Source organism: Pantoea phytobeneficialis, from assembly GCF_009728735.1.
In the GTDB taxonomy this organism is placed as follows: domain Bacteria; phylum Pseudomonadota; class Gammaproteobacteria; order Enterobacterales; family Enterobacteriaceae; genus Pantoea; species Pantoea phytobeneficialis.
The window spans coordinates 3,070,394-3,093,097 of sequence record NZ_CP024636.1 but is presented as its reverse complement, the minus strand read 5'-3'; the positions used below and the strand labels follow the sequence as shown (position 1 = coordinate 3,093,097).

The window sequence follows — 22,704 nt, the reverse complement described above, 5'->3', positions numbered from 1 at the left end:
TTTTTTGTTAATGGTCGGTGTAAAAATTCGCACGCTAATTAACCGGTCATCGACCAGGGGTTTTGCCTCTTTTGATCGGCCAGCACGTCCCTTCCCTTGTTATTAATAAGAATGCGAATTTATGTCACTGCATACACCAAAAGAGATCGCCCAACTGGCGATTCAGTCTGGCGTGGTTAAAAGCCAGGCGCCGGTATCTACCTTATTGATCCTCGGCTTTATGGCGGGCGCATTTATTGCAACCGGCTTTCTGCTTGATCTGCACGTTATTAACCAACTGCCCGCCGATTGGGGCTCCTTCGGCGGGCTGTTGGGCGCGGCGGTTTTCCCGGTCGGTCTGATTCTGACCGTGCTGGCCGGTGGTGAACTGCTGACCGGCAATATGATGACCATGCCGATTGCCTGGTTCGCACGCCGTATCAGTGGCTTCAGCGTGCTGCGCAACTGGTTCTGGGTCACCATCGCCAACTTCCTCGGCAGTATCGCCGTCGCCTGGTTCTTTGGTCATATGTTGGGTATGACGGAGGGAGACTACCTGAAGAAAACGGTCGCCATCGCTACCGCCAAAGTGAATGCTGATTTCCTGCATGCCTTTATCTCTGGCATTGGCTGTAACTGGCTGGTGTGCCTGGCGGTGTGGCTGGCGTTTGCCAGTAAAGACGTGGTAGGCAAGATTTTTGGTATGTGGTTCCCGGTAATGGCCTTCGTGGCGATTGGCTTCCAGCACGTCGTGGCAAATATGTTTATCGTGCCGGCCGCGATTTTCGCCGGACAGTTGAGCTGGACTGAGTACCTGCCGAATTTTGTCGCCGTGTTCCTCGGTAATGGCGTTGGCGGGGCGATTTTTGTCGGTCTGACCTACTTTATCGCCTTCCGCCCGGCGATGGCGGCAGCGAGCGAAGCACGTTAATCGAATGGTGCCTTTTGCTGGTGGGCAAAAGGCATTTTGCTGCGTGATGACTTTCACCTGAAACGTTTTGTTGTAATATGTAATTCTAATGTATTTAACAGGGAAAGCGTCGTGAAAAAGGAATGGCTAACACCCGAAGAACTCGCGCTGGAAACCGGATACAGTCGCCAGACTGTTAACAAATGGATTAAACGCGAAAACTGGACAACCACGCCAAAGCCCGGCGTACAGGGCGGCAAGGCGCGTTTGATCCACATTGATGAACGCGTTAAAAGCTTTATCCAATCTACCCGACACGCGAGTGAACCGGCAGCTCATTACGGTGCTCAGCAAAATACGTTACCTGCGTTATTAATAAATTCTATCCAGCAAATGACAGTCGCCGAACAGGAACAATTGGTGGCACTTCTGTTGCGGGAAGGAATCAGAGGCGTATTACAACGGCTGGGAATTCAGGAAAAATAAAAAAGCCGGGAGCAACGCTTCCGGCTTTTTTACTCACGTCAGGTTTAGGCCTGCGCTTCACGTTCCGCAATAAAGGCCAGCGCTTTTTCAATGCGCGCCACGCTGCGGCTGCGACCAATCGCCTGTACCGTCACATCCAGCGCGGGTGATTGCCCGGCACCGGTTACGGCAACACGCAACGGCATGCCGACTTTCCCCATCCCCAGCTCCAGCTCATCAGCCGCGCTTTGAATGGCGTGATGCACATTTTCAGCGGTCCAGTCGTTGTCGCTGATGGCGGCCAGTTTGTCACGCACCACTTCCAACGGTTGACGCGCTACCGGGCGCAGGTGTTTCTTCGCTGCATCGGCATCAAACGCGTCAAACTCTTCATAGAAGTAGCGGCAGGAAGCGGCAATCTCCACCAGCGTTTTGCAACGCTCGCCCAGCAACGTAACCAGCTTCGCCAGTTCCGGGCCAGTACGGGTATCGATGTTCTGTTGTTCAATGTGCCATTGCAGATGGGTGGCGACATATTCCGGCGGCAGCGTATTAATGTAGTGATGGTTCAGCCACTGCAATTTTTCTGTGTTAAAGGCACTGGCTGACTTGCTGACCGCATCAAGGGTAAACAACTCCGTCATCTCCGCCACACTGAAAATTTCCTGATCGCCATGTGACCAGCCCAGACGCACCAGATAGTTGAGCAGCGCTTCCGGCAGGTAGCCGTCATCACGATACTGCATCACACCTACCGCACCATGACGCTTGGAGAGTTTTTTGCCATCGTCACCGAGGATCATCGAGACGTGAGCATAAGTCGGCACTTCAGCGCCAATCGCTTTCAGGATGTTGATCTGACGCGGCGTGTTGTTGATATGGTCTTCACCACGAATCACATGGGTGATCCCCATATCCCAGTCGTCCACCACGACACAGAAGTTGTAGGTCGGCGAACCATCGGTGCGGCGAATGATCAGGTCATCCAGCTCCTGGTTGCTGAATTCAATCGGACCACGGATCTGGTCATCGAAAATTACCGAACCCTCTTGTGGGTTACGGAAACGCACCACGCAAGGTTCATCAGCGGCATGATGTTCGTGGCTGTCGCGGCAACGACCGTCATAACGCGGTTTTTCGCCTTTCGCCATCTGCTCTTCGCGCAATGCTTCCAAACGTTCTTTCGAGCAGTAGCATTTATAGGCAGTGCCTGCTTCCTGCATTTCGTCGATCACCGCGTTATAGCGATCAAAACGTTTGGTCTGGTAGTACGGGCCTTCGTTCCAGTCCAGGCTCAACCAGTTCATGCCATCCATAATGGCTTCGATGGCTTCCGGCGTGGATCGCTCCAGATCGGTATCTTCGATACGCAGAACAAATTCGCCCTTGTTATGACGAGCATAAAGCCAGGAGTAAAGCGCGGTACGAGCACCGCCCACATGCAGATAACCAGTGGGGCTGGGTGCGAAGCGAGTTTTGATTTTCATTCAGCATTGCCTTAAATGCGCGGAGGTTCGTTGTCTGGATGACAAAAAACAGGTTAACGCGAAAAAACAGTGCGCATATTCTAGCAGCTGACCATGATTCCTCAATCATTGTCGCGGTACGCGTCACAATAGATAGTGGTTTTTCTGCTAATAAAACCAGCATATTGGCTAAAAGCGCCGCGAGATGTTTAATTTTAAAGCGAACGCACATTTATGTTTTAAAAAGCGTTGACTCACTTCGAAGGATCCCTATAATGCGACTCCACACAGCGGGGGTGATTAGCTCAGTTGGTAGAGCATCTCCCTTACAAGGAGGGGGTCGGCGGTTCGAGCCCGTCATCACCCACCACTCTCAAGGTGGCCCGCAGTGAACAAGAGATAAGATATGGGTGATTAGCTCAGTTGGTAGAGCATCTCCCTTACAAGGAGGGGGTCGGCGGTTCGAGCCCGTCATCACCCACCATATCTTAGTCTGATGACACTCTTGTTAAGTAGTACCGAAGTGGGTGATTAGCTCAGTTGGTAGAGCATCTCCCTTACAAGGAGGGGGTCGGCGGTTCGAGCCCGTCATCACCCACCACTTCGGGTCGTTAGCTCAGTCGGTAGAGCAGTTGACTTTTAATCAATTGGTCGCAGGTTCGAATCCTGCACGACCCACCATTATGTAGAAAGGCGCCCTAAAGGCGCCTTTTTGCTATGCGCGTTTTACAGATTCCTTTCACAACCTTAACGCTTTGAACCCTCATGTGATTTTATCCCCTTGCCGATAACGACTGTGAACTATTGCAAGGAGAAAACCATGAGTACCATTTCCAGTGTATCCAGTAGTACCACCAGTGCCAGCAGTAGCGGCAACACGTCGCAAATCGCCAGCCTGAATAAACAAATTCAGAGCCTGACCAAAGAACTCAAAGATCTGTCCAGTGATGACACCCTCACAGATGAACAAAAATCTGAACAGGAGCAGTTACTGGAGTCGCAGATTCAGATGATTGAAGCGCAGATTGCGCAAATCGAGCAGCAAGCGGCTGAAAAAGCGCAACAACAGCAGGAGCAGCAGCAAAAACAGGAAACCGCCAGCACCACGGCAAAAGCTGATGGTATCAACCGCCCGACGGATACCAATAAGATCAACGTTTACGTTTAAAACGCCGGTTTAAGAGAACGTTGTTGCGTCAGCAGCGCTGCCTGCTGACGCACTTCCTGCCAGATCGCCTCTGCTGCGGGCGTCAACGATCGGTTTCGGCGTTTAATCAGCATCAGGCTACGGTTTATTTCCGGGTAAAGACGTCGCACCGTCAGTTTGCGCCCGGACGGTAAGGGCAACGCCAGCGCCGGAAGAATACTGATGCCAATCCCTGCTTCAACCATCGGATATAGCGTTGCCGGATGCCCTATCTCCTGCACCACGTTGACCGAGATCCCCTGCTGATGCAGCGCGGCGTCAATGAGCAGACGGCTGCCCGAAGCGTAGTCCTGAAGCACCATAGTACGCCCATCCAGCATTGACCACTGTGGCTGAAGCGCCTGTGCCAGGACATCATCTTCCCGACACAGCAATAAAAAGGGTTCATCCATAATGGTCTGGTAGTCAAAATCGCTATCACGCAATGGCCCGATGATGATGCCGAAGTCTACCTCCGCGTTACGCACGCTTTGCAGTACCCACTGCTGCGCGCGGTCATGCAAGATCACACGAATATCGGGATAGCGTTGTTGGCTGCTGGCAAGACATTGCGGCATCAGATGCGCAGAAGGCGTCTGGCTGGCCGCCACCCGCACCGTACCGCTACGCTGTTCACCGTAGCTACGGACATCCAGCACCGTGGTGTTAAGTTCTTCCAGCAGATGCTCCAGGCGCGTGGCCAGCTGCTGTCCCGCACCAGTCAGCAGCACCTCGCGCGTAGTGCGATCCAGCAAACGCACCCCCATTTCCGCTTCCAGTTCTTTAATGCTGTGGCTGACCGCCGACTGGCTCAGGCCAATGACCTGCCCGGCCAGGCTGAAGCTGCCATGTTTTGCCACAGCGACAAAAGTGCGCAACTGGCGCAGCGTGTAATTCATCGATATCACTCATAGATTAATGCAATAAATCAATTTTATTTCTAAACCCGATTGGCGCACAATCAGCAACATCAAATTTTAATTAACCGGATTGTAACAATGGGATTTTTACGCCTCGACCCGATGATGGTCAAACTCATCATCACCGTGCTGCTGGCCAGCTTCTTACCGGCCAAAGGCGGGTTTGTCGACTTCTTTGAATGGCTGACCACCGCTGCCATCGCCCTGCTGTTCTTTATGCACGGTGCCAAGCTGTCACGCGAAAAAATCATCGCCGGTAGCAGCCACTGGCGACTGCATTTATGGATTATGTGCAGCACCTTCGTGCTGTTCCCGATCCTTGGCCTGCTGCTGGTGTGGTGGCATCCGGTTGATGTAGGCGCTGAAATCTATACCGGTTTTCTTTACCTGTGCATTCTGCCTGCAACCGTGCAGTCGGCAATCGCCTTTACCTCTATGGCCGGAGGCAACGTGGCGGCTGCGGTATGTAGCGCTTCCGCATCCAGCTTACTCGGCGTATTTGTTTCGCCGTTGCTGGTGAATCTGGTGATGAATGTGCACAGCGATGGTCCGAGCAACGGGCTGGAGCAGATTGGCAAAATCATGTTGCAGTTGCTGGTGCCTTTTGTGCTCGGTCATATTTCACGTCGCTGGATTGGCGGCTGGGTGGAGAAGCATCGCAGCCTGATTGGTAAAACCGACCAGACCTCCATTCTGTTGGTGGTTTATTCCGCCTTTAGTGAAGCGGTAGTCAACGGCATCTGGCACCGCGTGGGCGTGGATACGCTGCTGTGGATTCTGGCCGGTAGCCTGCTGCTGCTGGCTGTGGTGTTGTTGATCAACCTTGGCGCATCACGCCTGTTTGGCTTCAAGCGTCCCGATGAAATTACCGTGTTGTTCTGTGGTTCGAAAAAGAGCCTCGCCAACGGCGTGCCGATGGCCAATATCCTGTTCCCGGCCAGCAGCGTGGGGATTATCGTGCTGCCGCTGATGATCTTCCATCAGGTGCAGTTGATGGTGTGTTCTTTCATTGCCCAACGTTATAAAACCAGCAATGCGAAACGGCTGGCGCAGCAGCAACAGGTTGAAGTGCAGAAATCCTGATTCGTAGCCGCGCGATTTATCGCGCGGGTTGTAAAAAAACGGCGCGATAAACCGTGTCGCCTTACATCATGTACGTTTCAGCGGCTTCACCAAACCCTGTAACCCTTCAATCTTAATCGCCAGGGTGAGCTGCATCAGCTCACCCAGTTTACCGGCGGGAAACTCACCGCTGCGGGCAAACCACAGCAGATACTCCTCCGGCAAATCAATCAACACCCTGCCTTTGTATTTACCAAACGGCATTGGCGTGTTGGCAATCTCAATCAGCTGCTGCTTTTCCATATCAGGCTCCGAGCAGGCGAATCATCTCTGCTTCGTCGATCACCGCAATGCCCAGCTCCTGTGCTTTCGCCAGTTTGGAACCGGCGGCTTCACCGGCAATCAGCAAATCGGTTTTCTTTGATACGCTGCCACTGACTTTGGCACCCAGGGCCGTCAGACGCGCTTTGGCATCATCACGGTTCATCTGCGACAGCGAACCGGTTAATACCACGGTTTTACCGGCAAACGGGCTATCGATCTCTGCTGCATTTACCACCTCAACCTGCGGCCAGTGCACGCCCATTTCCACGGTCAGTTCGCGAATCACCTCACGGTTGCTCTCTTCATCCATAAAGTTGCGTACATGGCTGGCAACCACTTTGCCGACATCCTGCACCGCTATCAGCGCATCTAGGTCGGCATCCATCACTTTTTCCAGCTCACCAAAATGATTGGCAAGGTTAGCCGCGGTGGCCTCCCCGACTTCACGAATGCCAAGGGCATAGAGGAAACGCGGTAGCGTGGTGAGTTTGGCTTTCTCCAGCGCATCGACCACATTCTGCGCCGATTTCGGCCCCATACGGTCCAGCCCGGTGAGCTTACCGGCGGTCAGGCGAAACAGGTCGGCAGGCGTTTTGACGTACTCCTTTTCCACCAGTTGATCGATGATTTTGTCACCCATCCCCTCGACATCCAGCGCGCGGCGCGACACAAAATGCTTGAGCGCCTCTTTGCGTTGCGCACCGCAAATCAGGCCACCGGTACAACGCGTCACCGCTTCGCCTTCCACACGCTCCACATCAGAGCCGCACACCGGGCAGTGGCTGGGGAACACAATCTCACGCGTGTCTTCCGGGCGTTCCGATTCCACAACATTCACCACCTGCGGGATCACATCCCCGGCACGACGAATCACGACTTTGTCACCAATGCGCAGCCCCAGACGGGCAATTTCATCGGCGTTATGCAACGTGGCGTTGCTGACCACTACGCCGGCCACCTGCACTGGCTCCAGACGAGCAACTGGCGTGATGGCGCCGGTACGACCCACCTGGAACTCCACGTCACGCACCACGGTCATCTGCTCCTGCGCCGGGAATTTAAACGCAACAGCCCAACGCGGTGCGCGGGCGACAAAGCCCAGTTGTTCCTGTAATGCCAGCGAATCAACCTTGATCACTACACCATCGATATCGAACCCCAGCGTTGGGCGCGCCTCTTCAACCTCGCGATAAAACGCCAACACTTCATCGGCATTATTGGCCAGACGGATACGGTTGCTGACCGGTAAACCCCAGGCCTTAAATTGTTGCAGACGGCCGAGGTGGCTGGCAGGCATCTCACCGCCCTCCAGCAGGCCAAGGCCGTAGCAGAAGAACGTGAGTGGGCGCTTCGCGGTGATGCGCGGATCGAGCTGACGCAGCGAACCCGCAGCGGCGTTACGTGGGTTGGCGAAAACTTTCCCCCCGCTACGGCGCGCTTCTTCATTCAATTTTTCGAAACCACTTTCCGTCATAAACACTTCGCCACGTACTTCAACGCGGGCCGGGATATTGTCGCCGTGCAGGCGCAGCGGAATCGCGTGAATGGTGCGCACGTTGGCGGTGATATTTTCTCCGGTGGTGCCGTCGCCGCGCGTGGCGGCACTGACCAATAAGCCATCTTCATACAACAGGCTTACCGCAAGACCATCCAGTTTGAGTTCGCAGCAGTAGACAAGGTCATCGCTGCTTTTCAGACGATCCTGAACGCGTTTGTTGAAAGCGAGGAAACCGGCTTCATCGAAGGTGTTATCCAGCGACAGCATCGGCACTTCATGACGAACCTGTTCAAAGGCGGCCAGCGGTGCTGCACCGACACGTTGCGTCGGTGAATCCGGCGTGATCAGCTCGGGATGCGCGCTTTCCAGCTCACGCAGCTGTGCCATGAGTCGGTCATATTCTGCATCCGGGACTTCCGGCGTATCCATCACATGGTAGAGATATTCGTGGTGACGTAACGTGGTGCGCAGCGCGGTGATCTGCTCCTGAACCGATTTCATAGTGCCTCATCCGATAAAAAACCCCCGACAGGCGGGGGTTATAAGTAGAGATTGTTGACGCCTGCACGGGTTATCAGCCGATAACCTCGCGAATACGTGCTTTATAAGTTTCCAGCTTTTGTGGCGTCATCATTCGACGCTCATCATCCAACACGACGCCGCCGACATCATCCGCGATACGCTGTGCGGATTGCAGCATCAGTTTAAAGTTCTGGTTCGCATCGCCGTACGACGGCACCATCATAAAGATGGATACGCCTGGCGTGCTGAAATCACCCATTTCATCCGGATTGAACGAACCGGGTTTTACCATATTCGCCAGGCTGAACAGCACCGGACCGCTGCCGGCCGGACTCAGATGGCGATGGAAAATATTCATTTCGCCAAACTGGAAGCCTGCCTGCAAAATCCCCTGCAACAGCGCTTCACCATTCAGCACGCCGCCAGCATGAGCCGCAACGTGCAGTACCAGCACGGCTTCTTTTTTGCTGCCCGCAGCGGCTGGCTGCGGTTGTTCTTCGTGGGCAACGGGCGTCTCTTCTTCCGGCTCAGGCTGTTGGGCCACGACCGGTGCGGCGCTAACCAGCGGGTCGTTATCCAGCAACGGATCTGCCTGAATCGGTTGCGGCTGTGGTTGCGGCTGCACAACAGGTTTTACCACTGGAGGAACAGGCGGTACGGGTTGCTGGCGCACTTCCGGCTCCGCATCAAACAGCGGATCGCGTGCAACTGAAGGTTCCTGACGCGGTGCAGGCTGACGAACAGGTTCAGGCGCACGCGGCGCACTGACCGGCTTTTCTGAATAGCCGCCCAGCTCAGGTTCATCATGCGTATCGCGACGAACCCGTACTTCGCCGACGCCTTCATCATCGTCGCCCAGCAGATCATCATCCGCTTCTTCGCGTTGTTTCAGACGTTTGTGCGGGCGATCGCGAAACACGGAGGAGCGCTCTTTACGGCTGGTCCACAGTCCGTGAAGTAGCAGCGCTATTATGGCGATCGCGCCAACAACGATTAATATCAGACGCAAATCCTGCATCATTGTATTCTCTGTTGTTCCAATACCTTGCCACCACGGCAAACTTTATCCTCTAACTGTATTTGCCCTGCTACACAAGTGCAAGTCTGTGCAGTATTTTCTGACAAATAAGATAGCTCCCCCACGCTTTTTTGCTGTTTTTTCGTGCAAAGCGACCCTGTTGCCGATAAAAAGCCAGGTTATGATGTTCGCGCCCGTACACATTGGAGAAAGGCTTGTTATGCCCGTTGAGAAATCGGTCTCATCTTTGAATGGTATTCATTACTTCGCCGAGGGATGGAAGCTGGTGCGTCTGCCCGGTATTCGCCGCTATGTTATCATCCCGCTGCTGGTCAATATCCTGCTGTTGGGGGGTGCCTTTATTTGGCTCTTCCACCGCCTCAGCCAGTGGATTCCCCAGCTAATGGCACATATCCCCGATTGGCTGCAATGGTTGAGTTACCTGCTCTGGCCGTTGTCGGTGATTTCGATTGTGCTGGTGTTCAGTTACTTCTTTTCCACCATCGCTAACCTGATTGCGGCCCCTTTTTGCGGACTGCTGGCAGAACAACTGGAAGGGCGTCTGACCGGTAAACCCTTGCCCGATAGTGGCTGGGTAGCCATGTTCAAAGACATTCCCCGCATCATGAAGCGTGAAATGCAGAAGCTGGGCTACTATTTGCCCCGCGCACTTGGGTTATTGCTGCTGTACTTTATTCCGGGTTTCGGGCAAACGGTGGCTCCGGTTTTATGGTTTTTGTTCAGCGCCTGGATGCTCTCAATCCAATATTGCGATTATCCATTTGATAACCATAAAGTGAGTTTTCAACAGATGCGCCATGCGTTACGTCGGCATAAAAGCGCCAATATGCAATTTGGGGCGCTGGTCAGCCTGTTTACCATGATCCCCATCCTCAATCTGGCCATCATGCCCGTTGCCGTGTGTGGTGCCACCGCCATGTGGGTCGATCGTTATCGCCAGCAAAATGGCCGTCATTAAACCATCAAAAAGCCTTATGCTTTTTTGCATGGGGCTTATGGTCAAGGGCTATATAGATATACGATTTCTTTCCTTCCGCACACGGGCAGAAAAGGTATGCTCTGAGGGTTCCCAATATTTCATACAGTTAAGGACGAGCTATGAGTAAGATCTATGAAGACAACTCGCTGACAATTGGTCATACGCCGCTGGTTCGACTGAACCGCATCGGTAACGGCCGCATTCTGGCGAAGGTCGAGTCCCGTAACCCGAGCTTCAGCGTCAAATGCCGTATCGGTGCCAATATGATTTGGGACGCAGAAAAACGCGGTATCCTGAAAGAAGGCGTAGAACTGGTTGAGCCGACCAGCGGCAATACCGGTATTGCCCTGGCTTACGTTGCGGCTGCTCGCGGTTACAAGCTAACGCTGACCATGCCGGAAACCATGTCGATCGAACGTCGTAAACTCCTTAAAGCACTGGGTGCCAACCTGGTGCTGACCGAAGGCGCGAAAGGCATGAAAGGTGCCATCGCCAAAGCTGAAGAAATTGTGGCCAGTGACCCGGACAAATATGTGTTGTTGCAGCAGTTCAGCAATCCGGCAAACCCGGAAATTCACGAAAAAACCACCGGCCCGGAAATCTGGGAAGACACCGACGGCGACGTTGACGTGTTCATTGCCGGTGTCGGTACTGGCGGTACGCTGACTGGCGTCAGTCGCTACATCAAAAACACCAAAGGCAAGAAAGACCTGATCACCGTCGCGGTAGAGCCAACCGACTCCCCGGTTATCGCCCAGGCACTCGCAGGCGAAGAGATCAAACCTGGCCCGCACAAAATCCAGGGTATCGGTGCCGGTTTTATCCCGGGCAACCTTGACCTGAAGCTGATTGACCGTGTGGTCGCCATCACCAATGACGAAGCGATCAGCACCGCACGTCTTCTGATGGAAGAGGAAGGTATTCTCGCCGGTATCTCTTCAGGTGCTGCGGTCGCCGCTGCACTTAAGTTGCAGGAAGATGAAGCCTTCGCCAATAAGAACATTGTGGTGATTCTGCCCTCCTCTGGCGAGCGTTATCTGAGTACCGCGCTGTTTGCCGATCTGTTCACTGAAAAAGAGCTGCAACAGTGACCGGTCAAAGTCTGAAATGACGAAAAAAGCACCCAAATGGGTGCTTTTTTGTGGCTCAGATCTCACTTTTACCACCTGGCAGATTGCTTTCAGTGACGTGGGTCTGGTATTTAAGCAACCAATTATTTCGATGCCTGAAATTAATCGGGCTTTGAAGTGGATCAAGCTGAATCGATTTACTGATTTGGCGATACGGCGAATCACGGCATAATGAGCAGATGGAGCGATCATCTCTGCTTTTGATCCTTCCGCTGGATATGACGCTCACATCGCATGCGCATTTTTTGGTTAGCGTGATGCCATCCAGTGCACCTACACAGGCTAAAGTTACGGCTCCAGGCTAGACTTTAGATCCATAACACCAAACCTGATAAAGTTGGGGAAATAGAATGTTCCAGCAAGAAGTTACCATTACCGCACCTAACGGCCTCCACACTCGTCCTGCAGCTCAGTTCGTTAAAGAAGCCAAGGCTTTCCAGTCAGAAATCACTGTGACCTCGAATGGCAAATCTGCCAGCGCGAAAAGCCTGTTCAAACTGCAGACACTGGGTCTGACTCAGGGTACGGTTGTTACGCTGTCTGCCGAAGGTGAAGATGAGCAGCAAGCGGTTGAACACCTGGTAAAACTGATGGCTGAGCTGGAGTAATCCACTCAGTTTGTGACTAAACCGACTCCTTTGCCCCATTGAGTGCAAACATCTTGATCGCGGACAACTTGTCCGCGTTATTGCTTCCGTAGATTACACGTCCGCGACAATGGCAATGCATTGGGTCAACGAGCCATCGTGATTAAAAGGTAGGGTTATGATTTCAGGCATTTTAGCATCACCGGGTATCGCCTTCGGCAAAGCACTGCTGCTGAAGGAAGATGAGATCGTCATCAACCGTAAAAAAATTTCTGACGATCAGGTTGAGCAGGAAGTACAGCGCTTCCTCGACGGACGCAGCAAGGCTGCTACCCAGCTCGAAGCCATCAAAGTTAAAGCCGGTGAAACCTTCGGTGAAGAGAAAGCGGCGATCTTTGAAGGTCACATCATGCTGCTGGAAGACGAAGAGCTGGAGCAGGAAATCATCGACCTGATCAAAAAAGATCACGCGACTGCTGACGCTGCTGCCCATTCGGTTATTGATGGCCAGGCGAAAGCCCTGGAAGAGCTGGACGATGAATACCTGAAAGAACGCGCCGCTGACGTGCGTGACATCGGTAAACGCCTGCTGCAAAACATCCTCGGCCTGCATATCGTCGATCTCAGCGCTATCGAAGACGAATCCATTCTGGTGGCAAAAGATTTGACGCCGTCAGAAACCGCACAGCTGAACCTGAAAAAGGTGCTGGGCTTTATCACCGATCTCGGTGGCCGTACCTCGCATACCTCCATCATGGCGCGTTCACTTGAACTGCCAGCGATTGTCGGTACCGGTAACGTGACCGCGACTGTTAACAACGGTGATTTCCTGATTCTGGATGGCGTAAACAACAAAGTTTATGTCAACCCGACCCCTGACGTACTGGAAGAGCTGAAAGCCATCCAGACGCAATATCTGTCAGAAAAACATGAACTGGCGAAACTGAAAGATCTGCCGGCAATCACGCTGGATGGTCATCAGGTTGAAGTCTGCGCCAACATCGGTACGGTACGTGACGTCGCCGGTGCCGAGCGTAACGGTGCGGAAGGCGTGGGCCTGTATCGTACTGAGTTCCTGTTCATGGACCGCGATTCACTGCCGACCGAAGAAGAACAGTTCCAGGCCTACAAAGCCGTTGCGGAAGCCATGGGCTCACAAGCGGTTATCGTGCGTACTATGGACATCGGCGGTGACAAAGACCTGCCGTACATGAACCTGCCGAAAGAAGAGAACCCATTCCTCGGCTGGCGTGCGATTCGTATCGCAATGGACCGCAAAGAGATTCTGCATGCTCAGCTGCGTGCGATTCTGCGTGCCTCGAAGTTCGGCAAACTGCGTATCATGTTCCCGATGATCATTTCTGTGGAAGAAGTTCGCTTCCTGAAAGCTGAACTGGAAACCCTGAAAGCGCAACTGCGTGAAGAAGGCAAACCCTTTGATGAGACCATTGAAGTGGGCATTATGGTGGAAACACCGGCTTCAGCGGTTATTGCTCGTCATCTGGCAAAAGAAGTCGACTTCTTCAGTATTGGGACAAACGACCTGACGCAGTATACTCTGGCGGTCGATCGTGGTAATGATTTGATTTCTCACCTCTATAACCCAATGTCGCCTTCCGTTCTGGGCCTCATCAAGCAAGTGATCGATGCATCACATGCCGAAGGGAAATGGACCGGCATGTGTGGTGAGCTGGCTGGTGATGAACGTGCTACACTACTGTTACTGGGAATGGGGCTGGACGAATTCAGCATGAGTGCCATTTCAATCCCAAGCATCAAGAAAATTATCCGTAATACCAATTTTGAAGATGCGAAGGCATTGGCGGAGCAGGCTCTGGCTCAACCCACAGCGGAAGATTTGATGACGCTGGTTAACAAGTTCATCAAAGAAAAAACACTCTGCTGATACGCGAGACGCTGGCCCCAAATTACTGCTTAGGAGAAGATCATGGGTTTGTTTTCTAAACTTTTTGGCGATAAAACAGAGAGCGCATCAGGGACTATTGAAATTGTAGCGCCTCTGTCAGGCGAAATCGTGAATATTGAAGACGTACCAGATGTGGTATTCGCGGAGAAAATTGTCGGTGACGGTATTGCGATCAAACCGACCGGCAACAAAATGGTTGCCCCGGTTGACGGCACCATCGGTAAAATTTTCGAAACCAACCACGCATTTTCAATCGAGTCTGACAACGGCATCGAGCTGTTTGTCCACTTCGGTATCGACACGGTTGAACTGAAAGGTGAAGGCTTCAAACGTATCGCTGAAGAAGGCCAGAAAGTGAAAAAAGGCGACGTGGTGATCGAGTTTGATCTGCCGCTGCTGGAAGAGAAAGCAAAATCCACGCTGACGCCGGTTGTGATCTCGAACATGGACGAGATCAAAGACCTGATCAAACTCTCTGGTCCGGTCACTGTGGGCGAGACCCCGGTGATTCGTATCAAGAAGTAATTCGCAGTCTGGATAGTAAAACGGCACCCAATGGGTGCCGTTTTTGTTTCCACGATAATCTAGTCCTGTTTCCAGCGTGGTAGCCTGATCGTCAGCTCCAGGCCACCCTCCGGACGATTTACCGCCTGGACTTCACCATGATGCGCCAGCACTACCTTCCGCACAATCGACAGTCCCAGCCCATAGCCTTTGCCCATCAGCGGCGAATTGACGCGCACAAAGGGGTCAAAAATGCTGGAAAGCTTTTCGTCATCGACTCCCGGTCCCTGATCGCGCACACGAATCGCCAGCCACTGGTTTTCCGCCTGCAAGCGCACCTGAATATGCTGCCCCTTGTGAGAGAAACGCAGCGCGTTGCGCAGCACATTCTCCACACCACGACGTATCAACTCAGCATTGCCGTGCACGGTGTAATCCGCATTTTCATCGACCTGAAAATCAACCTTCACCCCCGGAATCTGCGCCTCGTAACGGACGTCCGTCACTATCGCATGCAGCAGACCGGTCAGGTCGAAGTACTGTTCACCCGGCATACTCTCGTGCTCAGCACGCGAGAGCGTCAGCAGTTCACCAATCATCTTGTCCAGTCGACGCGCTTCTTCGTCGATACGATTAAGCGAGGATTCGACACTTTCCGGCGTCTGGCGCGCCAGACCGGTGGCGAGCTGAAGACGGGCTAACGGCGAACGCAGCTCATGGGAGATATCATGCAGTAGCTCCTCACGCGCTTTCACCAGCGTATCCAGCCGTTCCACCATCGCATCAAAATCCTGCGCGACGCTGGAAAGCTCGTCATGGCGTTTGCGCATTACCGGATAGAGCCGCACGCTCAGGTCACCACTACTGACGCGGGCAAAGCCCTCACGGAGCTGACGCATCGGACGCGTCAGGTTCCAGGCCAACAACAGGCTAAACAGCAAACCGAGCGCACCCGCAAAGGTGAACATCGGTTCCGGGATATTCAGGATGCGGCGAGGACCACCCACACCCATTGAGCTATCTTCCCGCAGTGCTTTGACGTCGTAACGCAGTTCATACTCTTTAGCATCAGCCCCTTTTACCCAACGTACAATCACATCCGGGAAGGGACCGTGGAACGGCTCGTTAAAGCCTGATGGCGGCAATACTTCCGGTGGCGCATTCACCGTAGCGACGGGTTTGCTGTGCTGGATCACCGAGAAAAACTGGCGATCGTTCGGTTCCCAGTCAGCCATCATGTCGTCGAGTGCGCTCGGCCCACCGCGCTCAAGCACCGAGACGGCTGAAGCCATCTGTAAATTCACAATACGACGGATCGCCACGATTTCTGGCGGTTCATGGCGGTTACCGGAAAGCGAAAAACCGAGCCACAGCAGCTGACTGATAATCACAAATACAATCCAGAAGCCCAGCAGGATCTTCCAGAACATGCGGCCACGGTAGCTGTGCTTCATCGAATGCGATAACCAATACTGCGCACAGTTTCGATATTGACGTTGTCAGCAGTTAACGCTGCCAGTTTCTGGCGAATATTGCTGATATGCACATCGACGCTGCGATCGTAGGCTTCACGCGGACGCCCCAGCCCTTTTTCCGACAGTTCATCTTTCGATACCACACGATCGGGGGCGCGCATCAGCAGGTCGAGCAAGTTAAATTCCGAAGCGGTGAGATCAAACGCCTTACCCTGCCATTCGGTGATACGGGTGGCAGGATTGAGGCTTAAATCCCCCCAACGCAGTATCTCTTTTTTGTCCGGCAGCGGGGCCTGATCTTCAAAACGACGCAGCACAGCACGCAGGCGCGCGACCAGTTCACGGGGATAGCAAGGTTTTGGAACATAATCGTCAGCGCCCATTTCCAGACCGATGACGCGATCGATGTTGTCACCTTTGGCGGTCAGCATGATCACTGGCAGACGGCTGTTCTGGCGTACCTGACGCAGCACATCAATTCCACTCATATCCGGCAGCATGATATCGAGGATCATGGCGGTGTAATTGCCTGAAAGCGCACCTTCAACCCCGGCACTTCCGGTTAAAACCAGTTGTGCATCAAAGCCTTCAGCAATCAGGTATTGGCTCAGCATAGTACCAAGCTCTAAATCGTCATCAACAAGCAGAATTTTCATCTTTATCTCTCGTACAAAATTGCCGCTATTTTGTCCTGAGTTCGTCCTGAGCGCAGCCGGTTTTACTCGATCCTTACAGTGACGATACTCCGTAGCGACGCGATTTATCGCGCGAATTTAAAACACAGGAAAACAGCGCGATAAATCGCGCCGTTACGCATTTTTACAAGAGGATAGTTTAGTGGAAAACACCGGTGGAGAGATAACGGTCGCCGCGATCGCAAATAATCGCCACCACCACACTGCCTGGTTGCGCTGCGGCAACACGTAATGCGCCTGCCACCGCCCCACCGGAGCTGACACCGCAGAAAATACCTTCGCGCCGTGCCAGCGCGCGCATGGTTTCTTCGGCTTCCTGCTGAGACATATCCATCACCTCGTCCACCAATTCCGGACGGAAAATCCCCGGCAGATAGGCACTCGGCCAGCGGCGGATACCGGGAATGCTGCTACCTTCCTGCGGTTGTAAGCCAATGATTTTCACCGCAGGAGCAAACTCACGCAGGTAACGTCCCACGCCGGTAATGGTACCGGTGGTGCCCATGCTGGAGACAAAATGCGTCATCCGTTGCTGACTCTGCTGCCAGATTTCCGGGCCGGTGGTCAGGTAGTGGCCGAGTGGGTTATCCGGGTTGTTGAACTGATCCAGTACCCTCCCCTCTCCACGCGCCGCCATCTCCTGCGCCAAATCGCGTGCCCCTTCCATGCCCTGCTCACGCGTTACCAGCACCAGTTCAGCCCCGTAGGCAAGCATCGCATCCTGGCGTTCCTGGCTCATGTTATCTGGCATCAGCAAACGCAGACGATAGCCTTTCATCGCCGCAATCATCGCCAGCGCGATGCCGGTGTTGCCACTGGTGGCTTCAATCAACGTATCGCCCGGTTTAATCTCGCCACGCAATTCCGCCTGGTGAATCATCGACCAGGCCGCGCGATCTTTTACCGATCCCGCCGGATTGTTACCTTCCAGTTTTAACCAGATTTCGCTGCCGTTGTCAGGCGTCAGGCGCTGCAACTTAATCAACGGCGTGTTGCCGATGGTATTTTCCAGTGTGGTCACGGTCAGATTCCCGGCGTAGAAAGAGGGGCAAAGAAATCGGGCGGGAAAATCCCGCCCGAAGGAGTGTCAAAAATATCAGGCGCTCTCGGCAAAGGCAACCGCGCGCAGCGGCGTTGTTCCCTGGTAAAGTCGTGCCTGTTGCAGGCCAACAAACAGGCGTTCACCGCGAATCGGTGCGGTTTGCTCGCCATCAAACACCAGGGTGAAGGGCTCGCTTTGCCAGCCAGTGGGCTGCACCACCAACTGCCAGAAGTGACCACGCGGGCTGACTTCCAGCACCTGCACCGGCAACGGGGTTTCCAGGCTGCTCTGGCGCGAGACATCAATCTCCCACGGACGCAGGAACAACTCGACCTTGCCCTGGTGGGCAGGTGTGTAGCCCAGCGGCCAGCGATGCGCGGCGACATGGAACTGCGAGCCGTGCACTTCACCGTCGAAGCGATTTACTTCACCGAGGAACTCCAGCACGAAGCGGGTGGCAGGATCGCGCCACACGTCATCCGGTGTCCCCACCTGTTCAATGTTACCCTGACTCATCACTACCACCCGGTCAGCGACTTCCATCGCCTCTTCCTGGTCATGGGTGACGAATACGCTGGTGAATTTTAACTCTTCATGCAACTGACGCAGCCAGCGGCGCAGTTCTTTACGCACCTGCGCATCCAGCGCGCCGAAGGGTTCATCCAGCAGCAAAATCTGCGGTTCCACTGCCAGCGCACGCGCCAGCGCAACACGCTGTTTCTGGCCGCCCGACAGTTGTGCCGGGAAACGGTTAGCAAGGTGTGCCAGTTGCACCATTTCCAACAAGCGGGTCACCCGTTGTTTGATTTCGGCGCTGGAAGGACGCTCACGCCGCGGCAACACTGTCAGACCAAAGGCGATGTTGTCGAACACCGTCATATGGCGGAACAGTGCATAATGCTGGAAGACAAAACCGACCTGACGATCGCGAGCATGAATGCGGCTGACGTCTTTGCCGTGAAAATAGATCTGCCCGCTGTTCTGATGCTCCAGTCCGGCGATAATCCGCAGCAGCGTGGTTTTACCGGAACCGGATGGCCCCAGCAGCGCCACCATCTGGCCGGAAGGAATATCCAGAGAGATATCGTTCAGCACCGGGGTACGGCCAAACGCTTTGTTAATTTGTTTAATCTCAATGCTCATGATTTTCCTCCTGTTGGCGTTTCTGCTGATGCTCTAAACGCCACTGCAGCACGCTTTTCAGAAACAGTGTCACTATCGCCATCAGGGTCAGCAGCGCGGCGGCGGTAAACGCACCGACGGTGTTGTAATCCTGATGCAGTAATTCAACCTGAAGCGGCAACGTATAGGTTTCGCCGCGAATCGATCCCGATACCACCGAGACCGCACCAAATTCGCCGATGGTACGCGCGTTGGTCAGTACCACGCCGTACAGCAGCGCCCAGCGGATGTTAGGCAGCGTCACGCGGCGAAACATCTGCCAGCCGGATGCGCCAAGCAGCACCGCCGCTTCGTCTTCATTGCTGCCCTGGCTCAGCATCACCGGCACCAGCTCACGCACCACAAACGGACAGGTGACGAAAACGGTCGCCAGCACCATACCGGGCCAGGCAAACATAATCTGGATATTGTGCGCATCCAGCCAGCCGCCAGCCGGACCGTTGATGCCCCAGAACAACAGATACATCAAGCCTGCCACCACCGGTGACACGGCAAACGGAATATCAAACAGCGTGAGCAACAGCTGGCGACCAGGAAAGTTAAAACGCGTCACCAGCCACGCCAGCAGCGTACCGAACACCAGGTTTACCGGCACGGTAATCAACGCCACCATCACCGTCAGCCAGATGGCATGCAGCATGTCGCCATCTTTCAGATTGCTGATGACGCCGCCCAGCCCCTGGCCCAATGCCTCCCAAAAGATGGAGATCATCGGCACCACCAACAACAGCAGCGAAACCAGCGCGCCAATGCCAATCAGCAGCCATTTGCCCCAGTTAATCGGTGAACGGTCAACACGATTGATTTGCGAAATCTCTGCCATCAGTGGCCTCCTAAACGACGGCCAAAGCGGCTTTGCAGGGTATTAATGGCGAACAGCAGCAGCAGCGATGCGGCAAGGATCACCGAGGCAATCGCACTGGCGGCCGGGTAATCAAACTCCTGCAAACGCACGAAAATCATCAGCGAGGTGACTTCGGTCTTCCACGCGATGTTACCGGCGATAAAGATCACCGCGCCAAACTCGCCGAGGCTGCGGGTAAAAGACAACGCGGTCCCGGCCAGCAGCGCCGGTGCGACTTCCGGCAGCACCACGCGACGGAAGCTCTGCCACGGCGTGGCCCCGAGCGTTTCTGCCGCTTCTTCATATTCCGGGCCTAACTCTTCCAGCACCGGCTGCACAGTACGCACCACAAACGGAATGCTGGTGAAGGCCATCGCCACTGCGATACCAAGCCAGGTGTAAGAAACTTTGATATCAAACTGCGCCAGCCATTGCCCATACCAGCCGTTGACCGAGAACAACCCGGCCAGCGTCAGACCGGCGACAGCGGTAGGCAGCGCAAACGGTAAATCCATCAGGCCATCAAGCAACGTGCGGCCAGGGAAGCGATAACGGGTCAGGATCCACGCCATCAACATGCCAAACACCGCATTGAAGATGGAGGCAACACCGGCAGACAACAGCGTCACCTTGTAAGCCGCCACCAGTTGCGGACTGGTGATCACTTCCCAGTACTGCGCCAGCGTCATCTTTGACAACTGCATCAGCAGCGCGCTGATCGGCAGCAGCAGGATCAGGCAGGTAAACAGCAGGCTGGTACCCAGGCTGAGACCGAATCCGGGCAGCACCCGTTTTTGCGTAGAGGCAAACATCAACCGCGCCCCGCTGCCAGCAGTTTGTCCAGCTCAGCGCCAGACGCGAAATGGGTTTTCATCACGTTATCCCAGCCGCCGAACGCCTCGTCTACGTTGAATAATGCCGTCTGCGGGAAGCGACTTTTCTGCTCCGCCATCAGCTGCGGGTTGTTTACGCGATAGTAGAAGCTGGTGATAATTTTCTGTGCTTCCGGGCTATAGAGAAAATTCAGGTAGGCTTTCGCCGCATCGGCGGTGCCATTGTGCTCAACATTTTTGTCCACCCAGGCCACCGGGAACTCGGCGAGGATGTTGGTTTTGGGCACAATCACTTCATAACCGTCTTTGGCGTACTGGTTACGGATGTTGTTCACTTCAGATTCAAAGCTAATCAACACATCCCCCAGACCACGCTCGGCGAAGGTGGTGGTCGCACCGCGACCGCCGGTATCAAACACTTCGACGTTCTTCAGGAATTTAGTCATAAAGGCTGCGGTTTCGGCCTGATCTTTACCATCAGCCTGATCCGCCGCGCCCCACGCAGCCAGATAGGTATAACGGCCATTACCGGAGGTTTTTGGATTGGGGAACACCAGCTTCACATCATCGCGCGCCAGGTCAGCCCAGTCGTGAATGTTTTTGGGATTGCCCTTGCGCACCAGAAACGCCATGGTGGAATAGAACGGTGAGCTGTTATTCGGCAGACGAGTTTTCCAGTCCGCCGGGATCAGATTGCCTTTATCATGCAGCACCTGCACGTCCGTCACCTGATTGTAAGTCACCACATCGGCACGCAATCCTTGCAGGATCGCCAGCGCCTGTTTTGAAGAACCGGCATGAGATTGTTTAATGGTCAGCTTGTCACCCGGATGGCTGGCATCCCACTGCTGCTCAAACGGCACATTCAGCGCAACAAACAACTCGCGCGAGACGTCATAAGAGCTGTTGAGCAGTTCTGTCGCCTGCACAGCACCCGCCATTGCCAGCGAAAGCGCGATACCGCCAACCAACTTTTTCAAAACGGGAAGTGTCATGCTGCACCCAGAGATATGGAGTTACGGCTGATGCCATTAGATGTTGTCAGTGTATTTATAACTCAGGGGAAACCAGTAACGGTTTTATATATCGTTTGCTGATTTCAAAGTCTAAAAAGGCATAAGACGGCGGGGAAGAATATGCGGCTGGCGGGATTGGGCACGGACGGCAGCGTGGCCGTCCGTAGCAGAGTTACAGCGCCTGCAACGCGTCGAGGGACGGTGCGAAATAGTAGCTGCCGGTCACTGGTTTGGTGAAACGCAGCATGGCGTCCATTTTGCCGTCACGCTCGCCAAACATACTCAGCAGCTGCTGTTCGATGTTATACAGACGATTGCAGTAGGCGATAAAAAACAGGCCGTGGGTGCCGCTGGCGGTGCCGTAAGGCAGGCTCTGACGCAAAATCTTCAGCCCTTTTCCCTCTTCTTTGAGATCGACACGGCTGAGATGCGACGTCGCCGGGCGCGCCTCACCCGGTATCTCTTCATTTTCCACTTTGGTACGCCCGAACACCGCTTCCTGCTTCTCAACCGCCATGCGGTTCCACAGCTTCAGGTTATGTTCCCAACGCTGAGTGAAGACGTAGCTGCCCCCGGCATCCGGGCCATCGGCGATAATCGCCACCTGCTGACGCTGTTCGCCCTGGGGGTTCTCGGTGCCATCGATGAAGCCTGAGAGATCGCGCTCCTCCACCCAGCGGAAGCCATGCGTCTCTTCTTCAACGCTAACGGCGTCAGCAAAAGCCACCAGCGCCGCCTGGGCCAGGGAGAAGTTAACGTCATGGCGTAGCGACTGAATATGGATCAGCAAATCATGCTGGGTTGCGGGCGCAATGCCCTTACCCAGTTCGCGAAAGGCTTTCAGCTCCGGCGCGCTATCCGTCCCGTGCAAATCGCGCCACAGCGTGTCGCCAAAAGCGATAACCGCGCCCAGACCCGCATCGGTGAATTGTTGTTGCAGTGATTCGAGGTGTTGCAGAAAAGTTTTGCTGCCCAGACGCAGCGCATCGAGATCGCCCGTGACACGAGCTTCCAGCCAAATGGCGAAACGGCGGTGTTCCAGCAGGATCCCGCTCTGAAATTGAGACATCGACATGCTCTCCGGCGATGGGGGTTAAACGACGTTTTTTTCGCCCGTAT

The 22,704-nt window shown here is 54.2% G+C and carries 22 protein-coding genes and 4 tRNA genes; 13 read left to right on the top strand and 13 right to left on the bottom strand.

Annotated features, from left to right (window positions below; translation table 11 throughout):
- Positions 1–121 precede the first annotated feature (121 nt).
- Positions 122–910: a formate/nitrite transporter family protein gene (locus tag CTZ24_RS14355; protein ID WP_208723871.1), complete on the top strand. Its 789-nt coding sequence runs from the start codon at positions 122–124 to the stop codon at positions 908–910.
- A gap of 111 nt (positions 911–1,021) precedes the next feature.
- Positions 1,022–1,375 carry a YfeC-like transcriptional regulator gene (locus CTZ24_RS14350; RefSeq protein ID WP_208723870.1) on the top strand — a complete coding sequence of 118 codons (354 nt, stop codon included), beginning with the start codon at positions 1,022–1,024 and terminating at the stop codon, positions 1,373–1,375.
- A gap of 44 nt (positions 1,376–1,419) precedes the next feature.
- On the opposite strand, the gene gltX is transcribed toward CTZ24_RS14350, so the two are convergent.
- Positions 1,420–2,841, bottom strand: a complete 1,422-nt coding sequence (gltX, locus tag CTZ24_RS14345) for a glutamate--tRNA ligase (protein ID WP_208723869.1) — start codon at positions 2,839–2,841, stop codon at positions 1,420–1,422.
- 273 nt (positions 2,842–3,114) lie between these two features.
- Between gltX and CTZ24_RS14340 the strand changes: the two genes are divergently transcribed.
- The 5 genes from CTZ24_RS14340 to CTZ24_RS14320 all read left to right on the top strand — a co-directional run bounded on the left by CTZ24_RS14340 (position 3,115) and on the right by CTZ24_RS14320 (position 3,988).
- A tRNA-Val gene (locus tag CTZ24_RS14340) sits at positions 3,115–3,190 on the top strand.
- A 38-nt stretch (positions 3,191–3,228) separates the two neighbouring features.
- Positions 3,229–3,304 (top strand) — tRNA-Val (locus CTZ24_RS14335).
- Positions 3,305–3,345: 41 nt separating this feature from the next.
- Positions 3,346–3,421: transfer RNA gene (locus CTZ24_RS14330), tRNA-Val, on the top strand.
- Positions 3,422–3,425: 4 nt separating this feature from the next.
- Positions 3,426–3,501 (top strand) — tRNA-Lys (locus CTZ24_RS14325).
- Positions 3,502–3,640: 139 nt separating this feature from the next.
- Positions 3,641–3,988: a FlxA-like family protein gene (locus tag CTZ24_RS14320; RefSeq protein WP_208723868.1), complete on the top strand. Its 348-nt coding sequence runs from the start codon at positions 3,641–3,643 to the stop codon at positions 3,986–3,988.
- Here CTZ24_RS14320 and CTZ24_RS14315 read toward each other — a convergent pair.
- On the bottom strand, positions 3,985–4,905 hold the full coding sequence (locus CTZ24_RS14315) for a LysR family transcriptional regulator (protein WP_208723867.1): 921 nt from the start codon (positions 4,903–4,905) through the stop codon (positions 3,985–3,987). The genes CTZ24_RS14320 and CTZ24_RS14315 overlap by 4 nt on opposite strands.
- 99 nt (positions 4,906–5,004) lie before the next feature.
- Here CTZ24_RS14315 and CTZ24_RS14310 point away from each other — a divergent pair, with 99 nt between their 5' ends.
- Positions 5,005–6,009 carry a bile acid:sodium symporter family protein gene (locus CTZ24_RS14310; RefSeq protein WP_021184258.1) on the top strand — a complete coding sequence of 335 codons (1,005 nt, stop codon included), beginning with the start codon at positions 5,005–5,007 and terminating at the stop codon, positions 6,007–6,009.
- 66 nt (positions 6,010–6,075) lie between these two features.
- Here CTZ24_RS14310 and CTZ24_RS14305 read toward each other — a convergent pair whose 3' ends face one another.
- The 3 genes from CTZ24_RS14305 to zipA form a co-directional block, all read right to left on the bottom strand.
- Entirely contained in the window at positions 6,076–6,291 is a 216-nt protein-coding gene (locus CTZ24_RS14305) for a DUF3820 family protein (protein WP_021184259.1), read from the bottom strand.
- Position 6,292: 1 nt separating this feature from the next.
- Entirely contained in the window at positions 6,293–8,311 is a 2,019-nt protein-coding gene (ligA, locus tag CTZ24_RS14300; RefSeq protein WP_208723866.1) for an NAD-dependent DNA ligase LigA, read from the bottom strand.
- Between the two features lie 73 nt (positions 8,312–8,384).
- Positions 8,385–9,353, bottom strand: a complete 969-nt coding sequence (gene zipA, locus CTZ24_RS14295) for a cell division protein ZipA (RefSeq protein WP_208723865.1) — start codon at positions 9,351–9,353, stop codon at positions 8,385–8,387.
- Positions 9,354–9,570: 217 nt separating this feature from the next.
- On the opposite strand from zipA, the gene cysZ reads away from it, so the two are divergent.
- From cysZ to crr, 5 genes are all read left to right on the top strand, one after another.
- The gene (cysZ, locus tag CTZ24_RS14290; RefSeq protein WP_208723864.1) at positions 9,571–10,329 is read left to right on the top strand and encodes a sulfate transporter CysZ; all 759 of its coding nucleotides are present in this window, start codon (positions 9,571–9,573) and stop codon (positions 10,327–10,329) included.
- A 140-nt stretch (positions 10,330–10,469) separates the two neighbouring features.
- Entirely contained in the window at positions 10,470–11,441 is a 972-nt protein-coding gene (gene cysK, locus CTZ24_RS14285) for a cysteine synthase A (RefSeq protein ID WP_208723863.1), read from the top strand.
- Positions 11,442–11,830: 389 nt separating this feature from the next.
- Entirely contained in the window at positions 11,831–12,088 is a 258-nt protein-coding gene (gene ptsH, locus CTZ24_RS14280; protein WP_007889063.1) for a phosphocarrier protein Hpr, read from the top strand.
- A 157-nt stretch (positions 12,089–12,245) separates the two neighbouring features.
- Positions 12,246–13,973, top strand: coding sequence for a phosphoenolpyruvate-protein phosphotransferase PtsI (gene ptsI, locus CTZ24_RS14275; RefSeq protein ID WP_021184264.1), 1,728 nt, complete (start codon positions 12,246–12,248; stop codon positions 13,971–13,973).
- A 42-nt stretch (positions 13,974–14,015) separates the two neighbouring features.
- Positions 14,016–14,519: a PTS glucose transporter subunit IIA gene (gene crr / locus CTZ24_RS14270; RefSeq protein ID WP_013509993.1), complete on the top strand. Its 504-nt coding sequence runs from the start codon at positions 14,016–14,018 to the stop codon at positions 14,517–14,519.
- Between the two features lie 59 nt (positions 14,520–14,578).
- Here crr and CTZ24_RS14265 read toward each other — a convergent pair whose 3' ends face one another.
- From CTZ24_RS14265 to CTZ24_RS14230, 8 genes are all read right to left on the bottom strand, one after another.
- On the bottom strand, positions 14,579–15,952 hold the full coding sequence (locus tag CTZ24_RS14265; protein WP_021184265.1) for an ATP-binding protein: 1,374 nt from the start codon (positions 15,950–15,952) through the stop codon (positions 14,579–14,581).
- Positions 15,949–16,629 carry a response regulator transcription factor gene (locus CTZ24_RS14260; RefSeq protein ID WP_021184266.1) on the bottom strand — a complete coding sequence of 227 codons (681 nt, stop codon included), beginning with the start codon at positions 16,627–16,629 and terminating at the stop codon, positions 15,949–15,951. Before CTZ24_RS14260 ends, CTZ24_RS14265 begins: the two co-directional genes overlap by 4 nt.
- A 178-nt stretch (positions 16,630–16,807) precedes the next feature.
- Positions 16,808–17,689, bottom strand: a complete 882-nt coding sequence (gene cysM / locus CTZ24_RS14255) for a cysteine synthase CysM (RefSeq protein WP_021184267.1) — start codon at positions 17,687–17,689, stop codon at positions 16,808–16,810.
- A 75-nt stretch (positions 17,690–17,764) separates the two neighbouring features.
- A complete protein-coding gene (gene cysA, locus CTZ24_RS14250; RefSeq protein WP_208723862.1) occupies positions 17,765–18,853 on the bottom strand; it encodes a sulfate/thiosulfate ABC transporter ATP-binding protein CysA in 1,089 nt (362 codons plus the stop codon).
- Positions 18,843–19,715, bottom strand: coding sequence for a sulfate/thiosulfate ABC transporter permease CysW (gene cysW / locus CTZ24_RS14245; protein WP_021184269.1), 873 nt, complete (start codon positions 19,713–19,715; stop codon positions 18,843–18,845). The genes cysA and cysW overlap by 11 nt, the downstream gene beginning before the upstream one ends.
- A complete protein-coding gene (cysT, locus tag CTZ24_RS14240) occupies positions 19,715–20,548 on the bottom strand; it encodes a sulfate/thiosulfate ABC transporter permease CysT (protein WP_021184270.1) in 834 nt (277 codons plus the stop codon). Before cysT ends, cysW begins: the two co-directional genes overlap by 1 nt.
- Positions 20,548–21,564, bottom strand: a complete 1,017-nt coding sequence (locus CTZ24_RS14235) for a sulfate ABC transporter substrate-binding protein (protein ID WP_208723861.1) — start codon at positions 21,562–21,564, stop codon at positions 20,548–20,550. Before CTZ24_RS14235 ends, cysT begins: the two co-directional genes overlap by 1 nt.
- Before the next feature lie 193 nt (positions 21,565–21,757).
- Positions 21,758–22,654: a Dyp-type peroxidase gene (locus CTZ24_RS14230; RefSeq protein ID WP_021184272.1), complete on the bottom strand. Its 897-nt coding sequence runs from the start codon at positions 22,652–22,654 to the stop codon at positions 21,758–21,760.
- Positions 22,655–22,704: the final 50 nt, after the last annotated feature.

Bases quoted from the DNA above. Each gene is read 5' to 3' on its own strand.
- CTZ24_RS14355 (WP_208723871.1), top strand. From the start codon at position 122: ATGTCACTGCATACACCAAAAGAGATCGCCCAACTGGCGATTCAGTCT.
- gltX (WP_208723869.1), bottom strand. From the start codon at position 2,841: ATGAAAATCAAAACTCGCTTCGCACCCAGCCCCACTGGTTATCTGCAT.
- CTZ24_RS14320 (WP_208723868.1), top strand. From the start codon at position 3,641: ATGAGTACCATTTCCAGTGTATCCAGTAGTACCACCAGTGCCAGCAGT.
- CTZ24_RS14315 (WP_208723867.1), bottom strand. From the start codon at position 4,905: ATGAATTACACGCTGCGCCAGTTGCGCACTTTTGTCGCTGTGGCAAAA.
- CTZ24_RS14310 (WP_021184258.1), top strand. From the start codon at position 5,005: ATGGGATTTTTACGCCTCGACCCGATGATGGTCAAACTCATCATCACC.
- CTZ24_RS14305 (WP_021184259.1), bottom strand. From the start codon at position 6,291: ATGGAAAAGCAGCAGCTGATTGAGATTGCCAACACGCCAATGCCGTTT.
- ligA (WP_208723866.1), bottom strand. From the start codon at position 8,311: ATGAAATCGGTTCAGGAGCAGATCACCGCGCTGCGCACCACGTTACGT.
- zipA (WP_208723865.1), bottom strand. From the start codon at position 9,353: ATGATGCAGGATTTGCGTCTGATATTAATCGTTGTTGGCGCGATCGCC.
- cysZ (WP_208723864.1), top strand. From the start codon at position 9,571: ATGCCCGTTGAGAAATCGGTCTCATCTTTGAATGGTATTCATTACTTC.
- cysK (WP_208723863.1), top strand. From the start codon at position 10,470: ATGAGTAAGATCTATGAAGACAACTCGCTGACAATTGGTCATACGCCG.
- ptsH (WP_007889063.1), top strand. From the start codon at position 11,831: ATGTTCCAGCAAGAAGTTACCATTACCGCACCTAACGGCCTCCACACT.
- ptsI (WP_021184264.1), top strand. From the start codon at position 12,246: ATGATTTCAGGCATTTTAGCATCACCGGGTATCGCCTTCGGCAAAGCA.
- crr (WP_013509993.1), top strand. From the start codon at position 14,016: ATGGGTTTGTTTTCTAAACTTTTTGGCGATAAAACAGAGAGCGCATCA.
- CTZ24_RS14265 (WP_021184265.1), bottom strand. From the start codon at position 15,952: ATGAAGCACAGCTACCGTGGCCGCATGTTCTGGAAGATCCTGCTGGGC.
- CTZ24_RS14260 (WP_021184266.1), bottom strand. From the start codon at position 16,629: ATGAAAATTCTGCTTGTTGATGACGATTTAGAGCTTGGTACTATGCTG.
- cysA (WP_208723862.1), bottom strand. From the start codon at position 18,853: ATGAGCATTGAGATTAAACAAATTAACAAAGCGTTTGGCCGTACCCCG.
- cysW (WP_021184269.1), bottom strand. From the start codon at position 19,715: ATGGCAGAGATTTCGCAAATCAATCGTGTTGACCGTTCACCGATTAAC.
- cysT (WP_021184270.1), bottom strand. From the start codon at position 20,548: ATGTTTGCCTCTACGCAAAAACGGGTGCTGCCCGGATTCGGTCTCAGC.
- CTZ24_RS14235 (WP_208723861.1), bottom strand. From the start codon at position 21,564: ATGACACTTCCCGTTTTGAAAAAGTTGGTTGGCGGTATCGCGCTTTCG.
- CTZ24_RS14230 (WP_021184272.1), bottom strand. From the start codon at position 22,654: ATGTCTCAATTTCAGAGCGGGATCCTGCTGGAACACCGCCGTTTCGCC.